Consider the following 20,585-nt stretch of genomic DNA (forward strand, 5'->3'; position numbering starts at 1 on the left):
ACTCCAACATCCGCTAAGGCCGAACTGCTGCCCCCGAGAGGCGAGTGTGGATGACCGGACCACCCTGCCAGTTGCCCTTAGGTGCGCGACCGCGCGACCGGATGCAGTGGGTCGAGTATCCTCCCTTTTAAACGCGCCCCCGTCACATAGACATCGAACAACCCAGAAATCCGGGATGTCCAGCTGAGTGGGGCCGTTCTGCCAGAAAAGGCACAGGGGCCTTACTCGTGCGATCGGCACTGCAGGGCCGGAGCCATCGCCGTCAGGCACAACGGCGAAGCGGCTTGCGCGGGCAACGGCCCCGGGCAGTCAATCGCCATGCACGCACACGGCCTCTGCCATGTGGTATGAATTAGGGATATCGCGGTCCTGCCCACCGGGGGGATGACAAATGACCATGACACAACCAGGGACGCCGACGCCGATGCGCGCGTCGCTGGAGGCACAGGCGCTCGAAGCGGTGCTCAACGGCACGCAGTGGTTGATGGCGCCGACGTCAGGCGAGCAGCAGGAGCCGGACGCTACAGATATGCACGTGGCAGCAAGCCGGTGGACGGATGAAGGCCGGGTGTTCGCCATTGATCGGGCGGGCCAGTCCTTGTACCCGCTCTATCTCTTCGATGAATCTGGCATGCCGATTCGAGAAGTAGAGGAAATCCTGAGAATTTTCGTGGGCTACACGCCATTGCAGATTGCCTCGTGGTTCGAATCGACCAACAGCCTGTTACATGGCAGACGACCACGCGAATGCCTGGTGACCGCTCCATCGGCTGTGGTTGAAGCCGCCCGGGATCATGTGGTCGGCGCCGTGCATGGATAGCGCGCCGGAAAACCCGTTGGGCCGCATGCGCGCCGCGGCGGCCGCCGGGCCCGAAGACGTCGCTTGCGGATTCCCCGACGGACACCGCCACTTCCCAGGTCGGACTGAAGTCGTTGGAGTAGCCGGCCCGATACATCGTTGACGTACGCCGCGTTCTGCGCGAAAGACAGTGATAATCCGGGCCGTCCTCTCATGGGCGCGCATCTGCGACAGCATTCGCTGCCAGAAACGCGACCCGCACCGCTCACAGACCCGGACCGCTGTTCGCCGTGCGCCGGCCCGTGCCATCAGCGTTGACCGCCAAGAAAGTCGAACCAGTCGTGCGCGTAAGCACAGCCGTGATCGGGAATGCCCGAACCGGACAGCGACTGGTCGAAGAATGTTCTGGCCGGTTCGGGAATTTCGTCAAGACGCACATAGCGGAAGCCTGCGTCGTTCACGCGAACCTTGACCTCCGGCTGTGCAGGTCGAGGCGGCAACCCTTCGCGGCCCTGATTCAGCGCGGCAGCAAGACAGCGCGCGACGAGATCCCACACGCTGCCCGCCCATCTCGGATAACTGCGCACAATCGCCCGATCCCCGACCTCACCGAGTACCGCATCGTCCAGGACCACCGCGTAATCGGCGAGCGCACCGTTACGCACACGCGCGATATCCGCCGTCGCGATGACACGCTTTCCGCTTTCCCGTCCGCCGGGCAGCAGCTCAACCGTGATTCGAAGCATTCGCCGCTCCTTCTGGTGATTCCAGCAGTTGTCCCGGCGCAAGACGGAGCGCGCGTTCCCAGGCGCGAAGCTGCTGCCCGGTGAGCGCCTTCGGAAACGCTCCCCGCTCCCACTGTGACAGCGTGACGCTGGACACGCCACAGCCTCGGGCCACTTCCGCGACTGAAAATCCGAGCGCCTTCCGGAGTTGCGCCGCACGTGGCCCGATCTGCTCGCAGCGGGCGACGGGAATTCGCACGGGCAGTGTGACCGATCCTGCCGGCGTGCACGCTGGCACATCGCCGGCAATGGCGACCGGATCGGGCAACGACGGCGCGTCCTGCCTGAGGAGCCAGCCTTGCGGTAGCTGCAGCACGGCCTCCAGCGCTTTCACGGTGCCGGCGTCAATCGTGTCGGGCAACCTTCCCTTCTCCCAGTGCACATAGGTCGGGTGCGCGACACCCACCCCGGCCGCCAGTTCGACCTGCGTCAATCCTAGTGACCTGCGCCGATCGCGCAGACGCTGCGCGACCCGCTGTGCGGCGGATCGTGGAATCCATGCGCGCGCTCCGGTCATCCCGATCTCATCCATGTCATCTGTTTTCTCCACGAAAGGAAAGCCTTTGTACTGCCGGTCGGCCGTGAAACGGACCTGCCGGCCCCATCCCGTATTCACCCGATGCAGGCATACGCATTGGCCCGCGCATCATGCAGCGCATGGTGCTCGCCGCCATGACGGGCAAGGTACGCGGCGCGCCGCTCCCGGTCGCGCCGTCCCGCGATGTTTTCGAGCCGCCAGCCGCGCGGCAGCGGACCGCCCAGCAGGAACCGGAACAGGTTCAGGTCCGTCTCGTAGTCGTAGCAGAGCACCGGGCCGGACGTCGCCGGGATGTCGGCAAGCCACGCATGCAGCGCCTCGCGCAGCCGGACAAACGGCATGGCCCGTCCGTCGAAGCGGCCGAGCTGCGGCAGCACCACCGCGCGGACGAAGTCGCTGCACAGTGCCGCATCGTAGTCGGTGCGCTCGCCGTAGAACTCATAGCCGTTCTCGCCCACGATGGCGAGGCTGATGAGCTGGCAGCGCTGGAAGTCCGTGAACTCGGTGTCGAGGAAGTAGCGGTTGTTCCAGCCGCTGTGGTCCCCAAGGGGAACCGGCCAGACCACCGCGCCTTGAAAGCGGGCATCCGTCATGATTGCGCGCGCCTCCCGCCGTCGTCACTGGGTGCCACCCCTCCGTCGCGCGCCGCCTCCGGTTGCCAGGCACGCGCGCCCACCGGTCCACCGTCGACATCCAATCGTTGAAGAACTACCATCTGGGACTCCCCTGCCTGACCGAAGCCATCCGGCCCATTTACGTGCCTGCGTGTCGCCACGCTCCGACTTTTCCTTTGAGTGCCGCACTCCATTTGCCTCGAGGCAGATCGTTGTCATCTGACTGCCCGGCTCCGGCGGCACCATGCTGCTGTGGCCCGCTCTGGGTGGGTGCGGACGGGTGCGCAGCGTGCGGGTGGAGGCAGGCAGCGGCCCGGCAAGCACCGTCACGTGCCCGGGAAACGGCAGCGTGCCGGAGCGGGTCGCGTCGTCGCGGGTGGCGAGTGCGAAGCGCCGCAGCCGCACACGCAGCTGCGCCGAGGTCTCGTCCGGCGGCAATACCGGCGGTTTCCTGTGCCGGCTCATGTCATCTCTCGAGGATGCCGCACCGGCTGCGGCTACCGCACGCTGGCCGTGATAAGCGGCGGATTATCACGGCCAGCCGGCTTCCGGCCGGTGCATCGCGGCGAACCTCGGCCGAAGTTCCGCGAGCACCGCCGGATCGCTGATGCCCAGCACCGGATCGGTGTGCATCAGGTTGCCCCGGCACACCGCTGGCCAGTCTCCGCCATCGTCGTCGAGCGCGAGCCATGCTGCGGGCTGACGCCGGCACACGTCGCCCCAGACCTGCACGCCACGCGCCACGGACCGGAACCACACCGGATCCATCCGGCCGTGGAAGGTCGCCCCGATCACGCGTCGGCGCAGTTCTAACGACAGACGGCGGGCAACCTTGCGAACGCTGCGGAACACCCGCACCAGGCTCGAGGCAGCGCGCGAGCAGCGCCGCGTGTTCGAACAGCGCATGGCCCGGCGGGCTCGCGACAGACGGTCCGGTGCCCGGTCAGCGCCACACGTCCTCCGGATGCAGGACCCGTCAAATCGCGATACAGCACGCTGCCACCCCGTCGGCGCGGCAGCATGTCCGGCTCCTCAATGGCCGTGCCCCCGTCCAGATGTGCCTCCACCGCGCCGGGGTCAGCAACGGGCTGCGGTCGGCGCCTTCGCGCGCCAGAGCCGTCTGCCGCGCGCGGGCTTTTCCGCCAGGGCGTACGGCACCGATAACGTGCGCCCCGCGGCCGTCGTGAAGCGGGTCACCGTCACCAGCCGCTCGCCCTGACTGTACTGTTCTGGCTCGGTAACCCCCACCCGGATCTCGCGAAGCGGATCAAGCGTCCACTGGTCGACCTCCCGTGCGCGCCTTGTGCTCAGTATGGCCGCGTCGCGCAGGACGACCTCTCCTTCGACGAACTGCTCCAGCGTCGCCGCCGTCTCGGGCAGGTCCAGCATCACGATTGTCGGCACGGCCCGCGAGCGCGCCCGCGAGACCCTGAGAATCAGGACATCCCGTGGTAGCAGTTGCTGAACCGCTGACCACACTCCCCTGCCCGGCCACCCGCCGAAAGGCACATTCAACGCAGGCACACGGTTAATTTCATTCGTTACAAACATGCAGCTACGACCTCAAACGCTTTCATAACCAACCAACTACCCGCCGAACACGTGGCCCTGGCAACAAAGGCCAACGGGAAGGACCGACAGACAGACGCCCCACGAAGCTCCCTCCAGCTTTTCCGTTCGCCCCACCCCCACACTCGCCACCGTGCGCGCTCCTGCGCCGCCCAGAGCCGACTGATGCGGCAGACGGCACTCAATTTCAATCAGAGACATACGCCAAATTCAAAAAGCCCTCGACACCCCCTCAAATGGGTCGTAAATGCCGTGGCCAAATGACCATCATACCGCGACCATCACGGGATGCAAAGGGTATCGGTCAAACTGGACGACGCGGGACATCTGGCCGCTATAGGAGCGACGGTTCGGGCTCGTCGGCAGGAGTTTGGTGTCTCACAGGAGGCCCTTGCACACGCAACAGGAATCGACCGCAGTCATATGGGGCGAATCGAGCGAGGGGAACGCAATCTATCCGTCCTAAACCTCATTCGAATTGCCGACGCCCTAGACATTTCACCATCGAAACTACTCAAAGGTGCCGGTCTTTGAGGCGACATCGAATGGATCAATTACAATTTATATCGGCACCGTATTCGCCACCGTCCTGGTGCAAACGTCAAACGCTCTTAAACGTCAGAACTCGTACCTAACGGCTGCGCAGCACCGGGCGAACCTCCCGCGAAGATCGCCACGCCCGCCAAAATCCACGTGTCGCAACACCTAGTTCATGAACAAGTTCTTTTGCACGGATTTTTCTCTCTAATTTAATTCGGATGACATAGATGAAAATGTGATCACGTTAACTATATTGGATATGAAAGCCTTAAATGGAGGGCTCCGACACCTGTCGAATACCCTTTGATGGTGAAGATGCAGGTGGGGGGGCGATCAAACTCATCCTGCGAACTCTCGCATCAGAGGCACACGACTGAACGTCGACATCCAAGCTCAAAGTCGTGACCATTGAATACTATGCGCGGCGTACCACAAAATCACTCGGACTGCATGGGATAAGTGCGGAACCGCCGTTGAGGTGGGGGATAAACCGGGCGGCAGAATCAAAAGCGGAATGACCGGGATTGTCTAACTGACGTCTCTCCTGCTCTCCGCCCAGAAACAGTCAACAGCACGGCGGAAACGGCTGCTACCATCTGAAAATGCCGTGACTAACGGAGGAAACAGCTCATGCCGACAACGCCAACCAAGAGGCTGGACAAGATCGACATCGCGATTCTCAGCACTCTTCAGAAGAATGCCCGGATTACGAACACTGAACTCGCGCGAGTCGTCAATCTATCCACGACCCCTTGTTTCAACCGCGTCCGGAATATCGAGAACCTGGGCCTGATCAAGCAGCAGGTGACTCTGCTCAATCCTGAGCGGCTTGGCCTAAACTTGAATGTCTTCATAAGCGTTAGCCTCGAACGGCAAGTGGAAGACGCTCTCCGCAGTTTTGAAGAGGCGATTTCCGTCCGACCGGAAGTGATGGAATGCTACTTGATGACCGGCGATGCGGATTACCTGCTTCGTGTTGTCGTGCCAGATACGAAAGCGCTCGAGCGCTTTATTCTGGATCATCTCACCAAGGTCAAGGGAGTCTCAAACATCCGTTCAAGCTTTGCGCTCAAGCAGGTTCGCTACAAGACCGAATTGCCGTTACCCGCCAACGGCATGACGTTGCCAGATGAAGAGTCAGCGCCTCAGGAGTGGTTGTAGATCAGTTGATCCCAGCCGGGATCCGGGCAGCGCGCGATCCGAACTCCGATGGCTCATGCCCATCGACTCCAACGGAGTCCCCCGTTCCCACCTGGCGAAAAGCTGTCCGGTCAGACCAACCATGGCGAGAAGCGCTCGCTCACGTCCTTCCCGTATTTGCGTATTGCTCGACGCAGTACCTCTTTGTCCACCATGCCGTCATCAACGAGCGCTTTCAATGCGGCAATCGCGATCGACGCACGATCGACTTCGAAGAAAGATCGAAGCGACGCGCGAGTGTCACTCCGGCCAAAGCCATCCGTGCCCAATGTCACATATCGTCGCGGGACGTACGCACGGATCAACTCAGGCACAGCGCGGACATAATCTGTAGCGGCAATGACGGGCCCCTCCGAGTGCGAAAGAGCAGCCGTTACATAGGGTACGGCCGCAGCGTCGTCGAACAGTCGCTCGGAACGCTCGAGCGCAACGCCTTCACGATGCAATTCAGTAAAGCTTGTGACGCTCCACACACCCGCTTGAATTTCCCAGTCGTCCTTCAACATGCGCGCGGCGGCCTGTACCTCGCCCAGAATCGCACCAGAGCCGAGAAGCTGCACCTGCGCCGACTCCATCGACTTCCGGTCAAGCACATACAGGCCTTTGATAACACCCTCGCGCACTCGTTCGGCCTCCGTTGAGGGCAACGACGGCTGTGCGTAGTTTTCGTTGGTCACGGTCACATAGTAGAAAACGTCCTGCTGCCGCTCGACCATTTCGCGCGCACCTTCGTCGACAATCATCGCGACTTCGTAGGCGAACGCGGGATCGTAAGCCCGACAGTTCGGTACCGTTGATGCTGCAAGATGACTTGTGCCATCCTGATGCTGCAGCCCCTCCCCGCCGAGCGTTGTCTTGCCAGCCGTCGCACCAATCAGGAATCCACGAGCACGCTGGTCCGCCGCCGCCCAGATCAGATCGCCGATGCGCTGGAAGCCAAACATCGAGTAGTAGATGTAGAACGGCAACATGGGCGTATCGTGCACGCTGTAGGATGTGGCGGCTGCGATCCACGACGATATGGCGCCCGCTTCGGAGATACCTTCTTCCAGAATCTGACCGCTCGTATCCTCGCGGTAATAGAGCATCGAGCCGAGATCCTCCGGCTCGTACAACTGCCCGCGCGGAGAGTAGATCCCCACCTGGCGGAACAGATTTGCCATGCCGAATGTGCGCGCTTCATCCGCGACAACGGGGACGATACGCGGGCCGAGCGCCTCATCCTTCAACAAGCTCCCCAGCATGCGGACGATGGCCATGGTCGTCGACATCTCCTTGCCATTCGCGTCCATTGCGAATTGCCCCCACGTCGACACGGCAGGCACGGCGACCGACTGGGACGCGGCCCGCCGTCTTCTGGGCAAATAGCCGCCAAGCGCGTTGCGCCGCGCGTGCAGATACTGCATCTCCGGGCTGCTTTCGGCAGGCTTGTAGAACCTGAGTTGCTCGACATCCTCGTCAGAGAGCGGCAGACGGAAGCGGTCCCGGAAGGCTTTCAGCTGTTCGACGTCGAGTTTCTTCTGTTGGTGCGTCGTCATACGCCCTTGCCCGATCGAGCCCATGCCGAACCCTTTCATCGTCTTCGCCAGAATGACTGTCGGCTGTCCGCGGTGCTTCAGCGCCCTGTCATAGGCCGCGTGAAGCTTGCGGACGTCATGCCCGCCGCGTCGCAAGCGATCGATGTCGTCATTGCTCATATGGGCGACGAGCGCGGCAAGCTCCGGGCTCTGACCGAAGAAGCGTTCGCGGTTATAGGCGCCGTCGTTGGCCGAGAAGGTCTGAAACTGGCCATCGACCGTATGGGCGAACGCCCGCAGCAGCGCACCGGTCCGGTCGCGCGCGAACAGTGCATCCCAGTCGGAACCCCACAACACCTTGATGACGTTCCACCCTGCACCGGTGAATTGCGACTCGAGTTCATCGACGATGCGTCCATTACTGCGCACGGGACCATCGAGGCGCTGCAGGTTGCAGTTGATCACGAACACCAGGTTGTCCAGCCCCTCCCGGGCTGCAAGCGACAAGGCTCCGATCGACTCGGGCTCATCCATCTCGCCGTCTCCAACGAACCCCCACACTTTCCGACCCTCGGTGTGCAGCAGTCCGCGATTCTGGAGATAGCGCATGAAGCGCGCCTGGTAGATGGCGTTGATAGGTCCAATGCCCATCGAACCCGTGGGGAATTGCCAGAAGTCTGGCATGAGCCACGGATGCGGATATGAACACAATCCGGGACCTGCGATTTCGCGCCGGTAATGTTCGAGATGCTTTTCGCTCAGGAATCCTTCAAGAAATGCGCGCGCATAGACACCGGGAGAAGAATGAGGCTGAAAGTAGACGAGGTCACCACTTTGAGCGTCTTTCTGTGCTTTGAAGAAATGATTGAAGCCCACTTCGAAAAGGTCGGCCGCAGATGCATAGCTCGCGATGTGCCCACCAAGCTCACCGTATGCCCTGTTGGCGCGCACCACCATAGCAAGCGCATTCCAGCGCAATGCAGCCGCAAGTTTCTCTTCGATTTCGACGTCGCCAGGATAGGGAGGCTGTTGTGCGACGGGAATGGTATTCGCATACGGCGTGATACTCGCGCGCGCCGTGGCTACCCCCTGTGACAGGGCGTGCGCAGCCAGCCGGTCGAAGAGGTACTGTGCGCGCTCAAGTCCGGCATGTTCGAGAACGCCATCAAGCGCCGCGAGCCATTCTGCCGTCTCCTGAGGATCGTGGTCGATGCGCGCCTCCGTGGCGGCAAGAATCGGCTGCGTATTTATCGATAAATCCGTCATCATGCAACTCCGAGGCAAGAGCGACGCCTTAAGCGACTCATGGGGGAACGGACAGCATACTGACGACGCCGCAGAATGTGCGCCTGTTTTTCCGGACTGGCACGACGCACCGCAGTGGTTTTCCCTGCAGTCGGCGTCGGTCGCAGAATATTTGCCTGGTTCGCCGTCCGGGAAAGTAGGCGACGCGATTAGCGCATCGGCTGACCGTAGCGCGGTAGACCCAGCATGATTCCCCGACTGTGCGCACCCAGTGTACCCATCCGCACGCCACGGCCGGCCTCAAGGGATATAACGATTCGACCGCAACTCCGTCAGCATCTCGAGATACATCTCCTCGCTATCAATGCAGTCTGCAAAGCCGTGCTTGCGTGCCTTGATCGTGCTCGTGATGTTGTCGAAGGTCGTTTTGAAGATGGCATCGCCGAACTTCCACGACACGATCTGCTCATACGCGTAATTGCGAAGTCCATGCTGCTTGACGAGTGCGTCCCATACCTCTCCCTTATCGGCCATCGCTTGCTGAAGCGAGATGGCAAATGGTTCTCCGCCAGGAACGCCAAAGAACTCCGCCAGTCGAGGCCAGATGCGCGACCAGCGGAAATAGTCACCGTTGGTGATGTTGTAGACTTCTCCGCGGCATACATCCGTCTCACCGGCCCAATCGACAGAACGCGCGAGGATACGCGTGTCCGTCACCTGGTACAGGGCGTCATACGCGGCCCGTGGGCCAGGAAATGACATGGGCACACCTAGTGCCTTTGCCAGCGTTCCATAGACAGCGATGACCATCAACAGATTCATCGGATTGCCGAGCGCCACACCTGCCACCGCCTCCGGGCGAAACGCCGTCCAGGACCAGTTTTTTCCGGCAGAAAGCACTCTAAGGAAATCCTCCTGGCTGTAGTAGAAGTTCGGCGGCATGTGGCGTGGATCGCTTTCCTTCGCGGGTGTCGGGAACGCACCGATATGTGCGCCGTATGCCTTGCCGCCCTGCATCAGCGAAACATGCCGCAAATTCGGCGCGGACTTCTCCACCACTTCGACAAGATTCTTCAACATCATGAGGTTCACCCTCACCAGCTCGGCCTCGCTTGCCTTCTCCTGGTAGGCAGCGAACACAAGATGCGTGGCGTCAGAAGCTTGCGGCAAGAGTGACTCACAGGACTCCCGGTTAGTCAGGTCTACGGGAAGGTGCAGGGCTCGGGTGGGAAAATCCGGTGCGCGTCGCGATACCGCGACGAGATTGACTTCCTTGCCTTCAAAATGATCTAGTACGCCTCGCCCGATCACACCAACGGCACCAGCCACTACAACGGTCTTCATGTCTCATCGTCCTTTCGTTTGACGGGATATTGCTTCGATCAATTGCAGGCGGTCGATTCTCTCTTAGCCTGGGCCCGGCAAGCCTGTGACCGACGCCGGACCGCGGTGAATGATGGGAGTGTTGTCTCGATGTGCCAGTACCCACTTCGCAATTTCATCCTTGCGGGCGAACCAGACATCGGGTTTGGAGCGCGCATAGGTAAAGAAGCGGTCGAGTGCTCGAACGCGACTGGGATGTCCGTTGATGCGATCGTGAAACCCTACCAGCATCAATCTTCGACGCTTTGTACCTTCCTCGTAGAGTTGATCGAACTCGTCCTTTAATGCCTGTTCGTAAGCCATCGGGTTATATCCTTCAAAAGGGAATGAAGAAATATCATTCATGTTGAAGGTGTAAGGCACCGTGACGAAATCTTTGCCCCTCACGGGGATGATGAAGGGCTCGTCGTGGCTCGGTTCGTCGATGTGATAGATGAAGCCGAGATCCTGCAGGGTATCCAGGATGTGCACTGAATTGCGCAACCAGTACGCGTTCCATCCCACTGCCTGCTGGCCGGTAATGCGATGGATCGTTTCGACACAGTCAGCGATGAATCGCTTCTCTTCATCGCGCGGCATATTGTAGGAGTTTGTCCAGGTCCGACCGTGAGCCGCTGCTTCGTGACCTCGTCTAACGATCTCCTGCGCCAGATCGGGCGCCTGCTCGATCGCCTTACCAATCATGAACGACGAAACCTTGATGTTGTGCTTGTCGAACAGATCCAACGCGCGAGGGATACCCTCGTAGTGTCCATAAGCGAAGAACGCGTTGGTAGGCAGGTCCGGCACGCCCTTCGCGATAGGCTCTGGAATCGGCCCGCCGGCCCCCGAGATGGGCTGGCCTCCGCCCTCGAACATGAGCGATACGCTCACAGCCAGTCGCGCCCCATTCGGCCAGAAACCCTGACCGCCAGACGAGGCGCTCCCCGCCGAGGTTGTTGAACCTTGGCCGCTTGTCTGTGCGACCGCCGTACCGAATGCCGCTCCAGCAGCAAGTACACCCACTGCAGCGCCAGTCTGGGTCAGAAATGTCCTGCGCCCGATTTGCCCGGGCGTGGCCGTGTGCTCAGTCACGGTATTGTCGTCACTCTTCATGGGTCGTTCTCCTTTACGAAGGAGCGGGTCATGTCACCGCCTGGTTACTTGAGTATGCGTCAGCGACGATCTGAAATATTGGACAAAATCACCACCGTTGTAACGGAATCGGGAATGCCAATCCGGGTTACTCCTGTGGTGAGTTGCAAAAAGCCTAACCAGGTGCATGCGACTGCAGTGCCATGAGCGTTCGCTCCCCTGCCTCGAGCAGGGCTACCGTCGCCCTCATATCAACCGTCTTGTACGGTACGAGAGGCGGCCGAACGTTCTTCCAGCTTTCACGCCCGGTTCGGAGCGCTATTGCGGCCTTCATTGCCGGAATCATTGGAACCTGCTGGAAAGCCTTGCGAATCGAAACTGCATTCTCATGTAAATGCGCAGAGACCGGTTCATGGGCCATCCGATATAGCGTACTTAGCATGACGGGGTTGACGTTCGCTGTCCCACTAATACAGCCTGCTGCGCCCAGTTTGAGCGCGTCGAGCAAGAGCGCCTCACTCGCGGGAAAGACGTCGAAACCATCGTCGCTGAACGTCGTCAGCAGCATGCGGGTGTTTTCCCAATCGCCGGTCGAGTCCTTGACGCCGGCAATGGTCGCGGGATACCGCTTGCGCAAGCGCTCGATCAGCGCCGGCGTGATGGACACACCGGACAGCGCGGGGATGTGATACAGATATACGGCAAGACGCATATCGCCGACCGCCTCGATCACTTCCGAGTAGAACGCGAAAACCCCATCTTCGCTGACGTTCTTGAAAAAGAACGGAGGCAGCATCAGCACACTGCCGATACCGGCGTCGACCGAGTGCCGTGTAAGCGCCACCGCCTCCTTGAGCGAGCACGACCCTGTACCCGACATCACGCGAGCAGGATCGATTTTCGCCGCGACCAGCGTATCGATCAGTTCGATCTTCTCCGCAAGCGACAGCGAATTCGCTTCCGAGTTGGTCCCGAAGATGGCCAATCCAACATCCGACGCGATCAATGACTTGCAGTGCTCGACGAAGGCCTCGGCATCGGGCTCGAAGTCGTCGTGAAACGGCGTCAGTACCGGTGCGAGCACACCGCGATGGCGCGTGGGCTTAGTGTTCGACATAGCGTTTCTCCGTTGCGTCTCCATGGGTTTCGGGGCTCGTAGCCGACGCGCGGTCTCGCTCGAGCGTGTCGTATCCTGGGGTGTTGGCTCGGCTGGCACGCGCAAGCAACTGAGCAAGGTGCAGCGCCTCCCGATTCGTGCCATGACGAATCTGCTCCCGGCAGCTGAATCCATTGGTCAAAACGATGGTTCCCTCCGGCGCATCGCGCACGGCCGGAAACAGGACCTGTTCGCCCACGGCGTCGGCAAGCTCACTGTGCTCGGGGTGAAATCCAAACGACCCCGCGAGGCCGCAGCAGCCGCTATCGAGCATCGTGAATCGCGCCCCCATCTTTTCGAGCAACGCGCGTTCGGCGCGCGTGCCAAAGAGCGACTTCTGATGGCAGTGCGCATGAACCAGCACGCGAGCTTCATAGCGCGGCGGCTCGTATCCTTGTTCGAGCAGGAAATCGCCGAACAGCCTGACCGCGGATGACAAGCGCTGCGCCCGCGTGTCGTCGGGAAAGAGCTTGAGCAGCTCGTCTCTGAACACGGAGAGGCAGCCCGGTTCGAGGCCAACCAGTGCAATCGGCGCTTCATCGGTGCCTTGCGCGCTGAACACGGGCGCCAGCGCCGCCATGATTTGCTCGAGATGACGACGTGCCGCGTCAAGGTAGCCGAAATCGTAGAGCGGGCGTCCGCAGCACAGGCCTTTCGGCGGCAGCACGACGTCGAAGCCTGCGCTGCGCAACACCTCTACCGCGTCTAGCGCTATCTCCGGGTGGAAGTGCTCGGAAAACGTATCGACCCACAGCATGACTTTGCGGCGGCGGCTTGAACCGTCGTGCCCGATCATCCCCGCGCCGTAGGCCTTGCGAAATGTCTTCGTCGCAAACCGTGGGAGCGTTCGTGAACTCGCGGTGCCTGCCACGCGCTTCGCAAGCCCGGCCAAAAGGCGCGTCTGTGTCATCAGGTTCGCAATCCGGGGCAGACGTGCGGCGAACGGCGCCCATTGGCCGATGCGTCCCATGAACCAGGCCTGGCGCGGACGCCGCTTTCTCTCGTAGTAGTGCGAAAGAAACTCGGCCTTATAACTGGCCATATCGACATGGGTTGGACAATCCGAGCGGCAACCCTTGCACGACAGACAGGTGTCGAGCGCTTCCTTGACCGGCTCGCTTTCCCATCGCCCGTCTACGAGGTCACCCTGGAGCATTTCCCATAGCAAACGGCTTCGTCCCCGCGTCGAGTAGCGCTCCTCGCGTGTGGCCCGGTAGCTTGGGCACATCGTATTGCCTGTGAGCGAGCGGCAACGCCCCATCCCGACGCACCGCTCGACCGCCCGTTGAAACCCGTTGCCCTCTTCGCTGCGAAACGTCATGCGCGTATGCAAGTTGACGACCTTGTATTGCGGCCCCATGCGCAGATTGTCATCGAGCCGGTAAGCGTCGATCACCTTGCCGGGATTCATCCGGTTGCGCGGATCCCAGATGCGCTTGAATTCGCGCATCGCATCCATCAGCTCCTCGCCGAACATGATCGGCAGGAACTCCGCCTTGGCCTGGCCATCGCCATGTTCTCCGGACAACGATCCGCCGTAGCGCACGACCAGCTCGGCCGCCTCGCGCGTAAAGCTGCGCCATTGCACGATGCCTTCCGCGCTCGAGAAGTCGAAGGTAATACGCGCATGCACGCAGCCGTCGCCAAAATGGCCGAACAGCGACGTCTCGTAGCCGTACCGGTCCACCAGTTGCTGGAAGGCGCGCAGGTAGTCGCCGAGGCGGTCGGGATCGACAGCGGCGTCTTCCCAACCCACCTTCGGATCGGGTATGGCAGGGTCGATCGATAGTTGCGTGGCGGAGGCCCCCGTCTCGCGGATCAACCAGATGCGCTGCTGCATTGCCGGCTCGATCACGAGCCAGCTCGACGGTGCGGGCCCTGCGCGACGCTTGCCGAGCGCTTCGGCGGCGTGCTGTGCTTGCCCGATTGCCTCCGCCTCGGTATCGGCGCCGAACTCGAGCACGACCCACGCATCGCCCTGCGGAAGCAGCGCGATCTCTTCCGCCCGCAGGCCGCGCGCCTGAAGTCCTCGCACGATCGCACGGTCCAGACCTTCGATGGCGATCGGACCGAACTCCCGGTACTCGGGTACCGCATCCGCTGCCGCATAGATGTCGGGAAAGCCCAAAACAAGTGCCACGCGATGCGCAGGACTGTGCACGAGCCGCACCTTTGCGGCCGTCGTGATGACACAGGTTCCTTCGGTTCCCACCAGCGCACGGGCGACGTTGAAGCCGTTCTCCGGCAACAGCTCGTCGAGATTGAACCCCGAAACGCGGCGGGGAATGGAAACGAAGCGCTTTCGGATCGCCTCTGCGTATCGGTCGCGCAGTGCTCTCAGGTCCCGATAAATTTCGCCGCGTCGCCCGCCGGCCGCAATGATCGAATCGAGCTCGGCATCCGAGGTCGGGCCGACCCAGAAGCGCTCGCCGTCGTAGGTCAGCACTTCGAGCGCCTCGACGTTCTCCAGCGTTTTGCCCGCCATCACGGAATGGGGGCCGCACGAATTGTTGCCGATCATGCCGCCCAACGTGCAGCGGCTATGCGTCGACGGATCGGGGGCGAAGGTCAGGCCGAACTGCTCGGCTGCGTCACGCAGCGTATCGCACACGACACCGGGCTCGACGATGGCGGTCCCTGCAACCGGGTCCAGCTCCAGAATCCGGTTGCAGCTGCGCGAATAGTCGAACACGACTGCCGCATTGACTGTCTGCCCGCTCATCGACGTTCCGCCGCCTCGCGAGAGCACGGGCGCATCGTGCCTGCGGCAGATGGCAAGGGCGCTCGCGACCGCCTCCGTCGATTCCGGCACGATGACGCCAATCGGCGTCTGGCGATAGTTGGACGCGTCCGAAGCGTACGCGGCGCGGTGCGCGACGTCGAAACGCACGGCCGGACCCAGCGCCGCCCGCAGATCGGCTTCGAGCGCGGCCCAGGCCGACGCGCCGGAGGCGTCATGGCCGGCTTGCTGCAAGTTTGTCTTCAACACAGGCCTCGAATCGGTAAGCAGAGAATGGCGCAAGGCATGGCGATGCTTCAGCGCAAACCGCCGAACTCAAGGATGTAAAGACCGCCGTTATAGTCGGTCGAGTAAATCAATCCGCCCGAGTCGACAAATACGTCGGAGGACTGAATGACCTTCGCCCGATTGGGCCGGTGATCCATCAGTTTCTCCGGCTGCGATGGCACAAACGCGCCGACTTCGATCGGGCGGAATGCGTCGCGAATGTCGAACACGCGCACGCCGGCGTTTTGATACGTCGTGAAGATGAGCTCCGAGCTGACGAAGCTGCCTGGCCGGTTTTCGTGGAGATTGTGCGGGCCGAAGTGCCCCGGCTTGCTCCTGTAGTCCGCTTCACGAGGAGTCGGGAACGTCGAGATGCTCACGGGATTCGACGGCTCGCGCACGTCGAACATCCAGATGAATTTTTCGCCATCCTCCTGATGATCGAGCACGGCTTCATCGAGCACGACAAGCAGATCGCGATCGGGCAAGGGCAGGCAGTTGTGGGTTCCGCCGCCAAACGGCGGCGACCAGTTGCGGTGCGCCAGCAGCCTGGGCCGTGACCGGTCGGCAACATCGAGGACGACCAGCCCGGCGTCGCGCCACGCGCAATACGCTACGTTGCCGTGAACGATCGGGTGATGCAGTCCGTAGCGGCGGGACGCATCCCATGACGGCGTTTCGCCCGCCGCCACGTTCATCCCCGGCAGCCAGAAGCGGCCGGCTTCGCGCGGCCGCGTCGGATCCGACATGTCGATCGTGATGAACACGTAATCGGAAAAGCCGTCGATCAACGCGGAAGCGTAGGCCCAACGTCCCCCGACATACCAGAGTCGGTGCACGCCGCCCCCTTCGATCGGCATAAAGCCGATCTCGCGCGGCGTGTCGCCCTGCGAGATGTCGTAGACGGCGAGACCCGCGCGCCAGTTTCGTGAAGTGCTCGGGGCCTGCGCCGTGCCTACCTTGCGGCCCAACGCGCCCTGGTAGTATTCGCGCTCGTCCTGAAACTCGGGCGCCGCGAACAAGTCCTTGGCGTTGATCACCAGCAGCAGATCGTCGTGCGTCTGCAGGTGGATGTTCCAGGTATTGGGCGGCGCCGGCACGTAAGCCACCGTCTTCGGGCTTTGCGGGTCGCGCACGTCGACGACGCTGAAGCCTTTCGAGAACATGTGCCCGATATAGGCATAGCCGCGGTGAACCATCAGTTGCACGCCGTCGGAGCGGCCGCCCTGATCGCTATACCCAACGAGGCGCATGTTGTGCGCGAGATCGGGGGTCAAGAGTGATTCCTGTTTCATGGTGCTTTTCCGTATGATTAGAACTACTTAACCTTCCAGATATGCCGATAAACATCCCGGTAGTGGTTATCCGGGTCGTAGACGTTTTCCTTGCCGCCTTCGGTCGCGACATTGGCGCCGGTAACGAGATGCACGGGCGCGGCGTAGCCGCTTGCGGGCGCCCCGGCGAATGCTCGATTCAACTCGTCAACGGCCTGCCAGCCCTGCTGCGATACGGGCTCCGCCACGGTCGCGGCCTGATAGTCATGGTTGCGGATACGCTGAAACGCCGATTCGCTGCCATTGCCGGCCGAGACCCCGAGCAGCGGCCCGGTGCCCTTATAGCCGGCTTGCTGCAGCGTCGGAGACATGAAATCGAACGGCATGTCGTTGATGGTCAAGGCCCACGTCCACTTCGCACCGTAGCGCTGAAGCAGCGTGGCGGAAAGCTGCGGAATGCGCGCCGCGGTATCCGAAAGCGGCGTATCTTCCACCTTCAGCAGCTGGCAGCCCGCACACTGCTTCACCAGCGCTGCCATGGCGTCGGCCTTGGCCGTCGCGATCTCATAGGTCGAGTCGGTGAAGATGACCACGCCGGCCTTGCCGTTCGAGGTCGCGATCACGTACATCACGGCGGCCTTCGCGACGTCGAGCGGGTCCGTGGCCAGGTTCGTGAAAATGCCGTACTGCGGCGCGGGGCCAGGCTTGGGCAGCGAGTGCCAGCCCACGATCTTGATGCCGCGCGCGGCGGCCTGCTGGATCAATGCCGCCTGCTCTTTGGCGTCGACGCTACCGAGCACGATGCCGTCCGGCTTGAGCGCGATAGCCTGATTCAGGGCGGCGGAGCGTCCCGAGATGGAGCCCTGCCCGTCGATGAGACGATAGTTCCATCCGATGGCCTTCGCAGCCTGCTGCACGGCCTGCGCGACCCCGCGCGGTCCGCTATCGCGCTGGTCGGCCGACACGAACACGATGGTCTTGCCATGTTGGGCCGCAGGCCCGGTGGTGGGCCCCGTCCACGGCATGCTGGACCGGGTGACGTTCGCGGTATACGCCTTGGCCTGTGCGACGATGTCGTCGGCCGCGAGGACGTTTGCCGTCATGCTGGCCAGCAGCACGGCCGAAGCGGAAAGAACGAGTGCGCGTTTCATGATGTCTCCAGTATGGTTTTGGTTGCTCGCCTGAGTGAGGACTCGGCCGTCATCAGGAGTCCGACGTGCCCGACGACGAGGCTTTCGCACCGGTCTGCGAAGCAGCGGATGGGCTCGCGCTCACGCTGCGACGCGGGCTGCGCCTGCGCCGCTGCGTATAGCCGGCGATGCCGATCGCGACGAGGAGCGTGGCGCCGTTGAAGAGCGGCTCGACGTAGAAGTCGCCGCCCATCTGCTGGATCCCGGCGATACCCACGGCGAGGATCGACACGCCGAACACGGTTCCCCACACATTCACGCGGCCGGGCTTGATGGTGGTCGAACCGAGGAACGCGCCGACAAGCGCGGGCAGCAGGTAGTCGAGCCCGACGCTCGCCTGGCCGATGCGCAGCTTGGCCGCGAGGACTACGCCGGCGAACGCGGTCAGCACGCCCGAACTCACGAAGGCCAGCATCACGTAACGCCGCGTCGGAATCCCGTTGAGTGCGGCGGCACGCGGATTCGCGCCAATGGCATAGAAGTAGCGGCCGATCGGCAGATAGTCCGCGGCGATCCACAGCACGATGGCCAGCAGGATCACATAGGTCGCAGCGATTGGCAGTCCGAACAGTGAGGTCGAAAATATCGACGTGAACGCGTCCGGCAGCGAGCCGATCACCTGCCGGCCGCCCGTATGCCACATGGCGAGCGCATAGAGCACGGTCCCGGTCCCCAGCGTCGCGATGAACGAATCGATCTGCGCGATCTCCACGAGCAAGCCATTGATGAGCCCGAGCAGCGCACCGAGCGCCACCACGATCACCACGGCCACGCGCCAGTCGAGCCCGTATGTCGTCTGCAGGCTGATGGCGAGGATGTGCCACATCACGATGCCGTAGCCTACGGTCAGATCGATGCGGCCCGTCGCCATCGGGATCATGGCGGCAAGCGCAAGGATCGCGATGATCGACTTGTCGCCGATGATCGAGCGCGCGTTGAGCAAGGTCGGGAACGTGTCCGGCAACACGACGGAGAACACGGCGATCAGCACGAAAGTGAGAATCGGCAGGCCGAAAACGGGGAGCAGCCTCACGACACGCGAGAACGGCGGCAGGGCGGCCAGCTCACGGCGTGTCGGCTCGAGCGCATTGGATTTGAGTGATTGCATGATGGGGCCTCAGGCGTTCAGTGAATGACGGGTGGACGGCGTGACACCGTAGTCGAGCGACGCGCAATGGAGCAATTCGGAAACGCTCAACTGCTCGAGCGGCAATTCGCGCCCGATCGTGCCATTGCGAAAGACCAGTGCGCGATGGCAGATCTGTGCGGTCTCCTCGAAATCCGAGGAGATCAGGATCACCGCCATGCCCGTTCGCACCGCGTCTCCCAACAACCGGTAAATCTCGGCTTTCGCGCCGATATCGACGCCGGCGGTCGGGTCTTCGAGCACGAGCACCTGCGCGCCGATGCGCAGCCAGCGCGCGATTACCACCTTCTGCTGGTTGCCGCCCGAGAGCGTTTCGATCAGCGCGCCGGGATCGTTGGGTTTGAGCGCGACGCGCCGACCCAATGACAACGCCTCATCGGCTTCGCTTGCCGCCGAACGTAAAGCGAACAGCGTCCGCCCGGTTGCCTTCGGATTCAGAAACAGGTTCTCGCGGATATTGAGGCCAGGCGCGACAGACTCGCCGTAGCGATCGCCTGCCACGAGGCACAGGCCGTTGCGCACGGCAGCGCCCGGCGTGGACAGGTCGACGTTGCCCCCATCGAGGAGGACCGTGCCGGACAGAATGCGCTCGGCGCCGAACAACGCCTTGCCTATGTTGTCGTGGCCCGCTCCGCGCAACCCGACGAGACCCAGAATCTCGCCGCGCCGCACGTCGAAATTCAGCGGGCCGGCATCTTCGGTGCAGAGCCGGCGTACAGAAAGCGCGACGGGCGCTGCCGCGGTAGTCGGCGGCCGGACGAACACGGTATCCGGTTCCCTGCCCACGATGTGGCGAATCAGATCCACGGGCGCGGTCTCGGCCGTCTTCTGCTCCGCAACACGCCTGCCATCGCGCAGGACCACGATGCGGTCCGAAAGCGAGAACACCTCATCGAGACGATGCGAGACGTAGATCATCGCGACGCCCTGCGCCCGAAGCTTGCGCAGCACCTCGTGCAGTTGCTGCACTTCGCTTTCCGGCAGGCTTGCAGTGGGCTCGTCGAGCACCAGCAGGTCGGCACGGCTCGACAGGCCCCGAGCAATCGCAACGAGCGATCGTTCGGCTCGGGTCAGCGATGCCACACGCTGGTAGGGGTCAATATCGCCGCCCACCAGCGCGAGCGCCACGCGTGCCCTCTCGTTGACTTCTCGCCAGGCGATCAGGCCACGCTTGCTGCAAAACGTCGTCGCCAGCGCCATGTTTTCCGCGACCGTCATCCAGTCGATGAGCCCCAGATCCTGATGGACGAAGGCAATGCGGCCATGCATGGCCCGCGCATCAACGGGTTCGCCGCGAAACAGCAAGTTGCCGGACGAAGGCGCATGAACGCCTGCGAGTATCTTGATGAGGGTTGATTTGCCGGCCCCGTTTTCTCCAAGAAGCGCGACGATCTCGCCCGGATAGACGTCGAAACTGACGTCGTGAAGCGCGGGTACTCCGTTAAAGCGCTTGCCGATGCCTTGCACGCTCAGGATGGGGCCAGGTCGCGAAAGATCCTGCGCCCTTTCGCTGGGATGGGCTGCTGTCATGTCTCACTCCATGAATA

General features: G+C 62.2%; 17 protein-coding genes. 3 read left to right on the plus strand and 14 right to left on the minus strand.

What is annotated here, in order from left to right:
* Window positions 1-391: 391 nt before the first annotated feature.
* On the plus strand, window positions 392-820 hold the full coding sequence (locus EYW47_RS16070; RefSeq protein ID WP_133195833.1) for a hypothetical protein: 429 nt from the start codon (window positions 392-394) through the stop codon (window positions 818-820).
* Between the two features lie 287 nt (window positions 821-1,107).
* Here EYW47_RS16070 and EYW47_RS16075 read toward each other — a convergent pair whose 3' ends face one another.
* The 5 genes from EYW47_RS16075 to EYW47_RS16095 form a co-directional block, all read right to left on the minus strand.
* Window positions 1,108-1,545: a hypothetical protein gene (locus EYW47_RS16075; RefSeq protein WP_133195834.1), complete on the minus strand. Its 438-nt coding sequence runs from the start codon at window positions 1,543-1,545 to the stop codon at window positions 1,108-1,110.
* Window positions 1,526-2,134: a helix-turn-helix domain-containing protein gene (locus tag EYW47_RS16080; protein ID WP_133195835.1), complete on the minus strand. Its 609-nt coding sequence runs from the start codon at window positions 2,132-2,134 to the stop codon at window positions 1,526-1,528. Before EYW47_RS16080 ends, EYW47_RS16075 begins: the two co-directional genes overlap by 20 nt.
* A 62-nt stretch (window positions 2,135-2,196) precedes the next feature.
* A complete protein-coding gene (locus tag EYW47_RS16085) occupies window positions 2,197-2,715 on the minus strand; it encodes a 3'-5' exonuclease family protein (protein WP_133195836.1) in 519 nt (172 codons plus the stop codon).
* A 552-nt stretch (window positions 2,716-3,267) separates the two neighbouring features.
* Complete coding sequence (locus EYW47_RS16090) at window positions 3,268-3,642, minus strand: HAD domain-containing protein (RefSeq protein WP_133195837.1); 375 nt, start codon at window positions 3,640-3,642, stop codon at window positions 3,268-3,270.
* Window positions 3,643-3,813: 171 nt separating this feature from the next.
* Window positions 3,814-4,287, minus strand: coding sequence for a hypothetical protein (locus tag EYW47_RS16095; protein ID WP_240763736.1), 474 nt, complete (start codon window positions 4,285-4,287; stop codon window positions 3,814-3,816).
* Window positions 4,288-4,593: 306 nt separating this feature from the next.
* On the opposite strand from EYW47_RS16095, the gene EYW47_RS16100 reads away from it, so the two are divergent.
* The gene (locus EYW47_RS16100) at window positions 4,594-4,839 is read left to right on the plus strand and encodes a helix-turn-helix domain-containing protein (RefSeq protein WP_133195838.1); all 246 of its coding nucleotides are present in this window, start codon (window positions 4,594-4,596) and stop codon (window positions 4,837-4,839) included.
* 636 nt (window positions 4,840-5,475) lie between these two features.
* Window positions 5,476-6,006, plus strand: coding sequence for an Lrp/AsnC family transcriptional regulator (locus EYW47_RS16105; protein WP_133195839.1), 531 nt, complete (start codon window positions 5,476-5,478; stop codon window positions 6,004-6,006).
* A gap of 110 nt (window positions 6,007-6,116) precedes the next feature.
* Here the strand turns inward: EYW47_RS16105 and mdeB are convergent, their stop codons facing one another.
* The 9 genes from mdeB to EYW47_RS16150 all read right to left on the minus strand — a co-directional run bounded on the left by mdeB (window position 6,117) and on the right by EYW47_RS16150 (window position 20,568).
* Window positions 6,117-8,828, minus strand: coding sequence for an alpha-ketoglutarate dehydrogenase (mdeB, locus tag EYW47_RS16110; protein ID WP_133196059.1), 2,712 nt, complete (start codon window positions 8,826-8,828; stop codon window positions 6,117-6,119).
* 279 nt (window positions 8,829-9,107) lie between these two features.
* Window positions 9,108-10,151: an SDR family oxidoreductase gene (locus EYW47_RS16115; protein ID WP_133195840.1), complete on the minus strand. Its 1,044-nt coding sequence runs from the start codon at window positions 10,149-10,151 to the stop codon at window positions 9,108-9,110.
* Between the two features lie 63 nt (window positions 10,152-10,214).
* Window positions 10,215-11,285 (minus strand): polysaccharide deacetylase family protein, encoded by a 1,071-nt coding sequence (locus tag EYW47_RS16120; RefSeq protein ID WP_133195841.1) that lies wholly within the window; start codon window positions 11,283-11,285, stop codon window positions 10,215-10,217.
* 154 nt (window positions 11,286-11,439) lie between these two features.
* Window positions 11,440-12,381, minus strand: a complete 942-nt coding sequence (locus EYW47_RS16125) for a dihydrodipicolinate synthase family protein (protein WP_133195842.1) — start codon at window positions 12,379-12,381, stop codon at window positions 11,440-11,442.
* Window positions 12,368-15,406, minus strand: coding sequence for an FAD-binding and (Fe-S)-binding domain-containing protein (locus EYW47_RS16130; protein ID WP_240763737.1), 3,039 nt, complete (start codon window positions 15,404-15,406; stop codon window positions 12,368-12,370). Before EYW47_RS16130 ends, EYW47_RS16125 begins: the two co-directional genes overlap by 14 nt.
* 50 nt (window positions 15,407-15,456) lie before the next feature.
* Window positions 15,457-16,722 (minus strand): LVIVD repeat-containing protein, encoded by a 1,266-nt coding sequence (locus EYW47_RS16135; RefSeq protein WP_133195844.1) that lies wholly within the window; start codon window positions 16,720-16,722, stop codon window positions 15,457-15,459.
* 23 nt (window positions 16,723-16,745) lie between these two features.
* The gene (locus tag EYW47_RS16140) at window positions 16,746-17,852 is read right to left on the minus strand and encodes a substrate-binding domain-containing protein (RefSeq protein WP_133195845.1); all 1,107 of its coding nucleotides are present in this window, start codon (window positions 17,850-17,852) and stop codon (window positions 16,746-16,748) included.
* 52 nt (window positions 17,853-17,904) lie between these two features.
* Complete coding sequence (locus EYW47_RS16145) at window positions 17,905-18,999, minus strand: ABC transporter permease (protein ID WP_133195846.1); 1,095 nt, start codon at window positions 18,997-18,999, stop codon at window positions 17,905-17,907.
* 9 nt (window positions 19,000-19,008) lie between these two features.
* Window positions 19,009-20,568, minus strand: a complete 1,560-nt coding sequence (locus EYW47_RS16150) for a sugar ABC transporter ATP-binding protein (RefSeq protein WP_133195847.1) — start codon at window positions 20,566-20,568, stop codon at window positions 19,009-19,011.
* Between the last annotated feature and the right edge of the window lie 17 nt (window positions 20,569-20,585).

The sequence above is a fragment of the Paraburkholderia silviterrae genome (genome assembly GCF_004353915.1).
Classification (GTDB): domain Bacteria; phylum Pseudomonadota; class Gammaproteobacteria; order Burkholderiales; family Burkholderiaceae; genus Paraburkholderia; species Paraburkholderia silviterrae.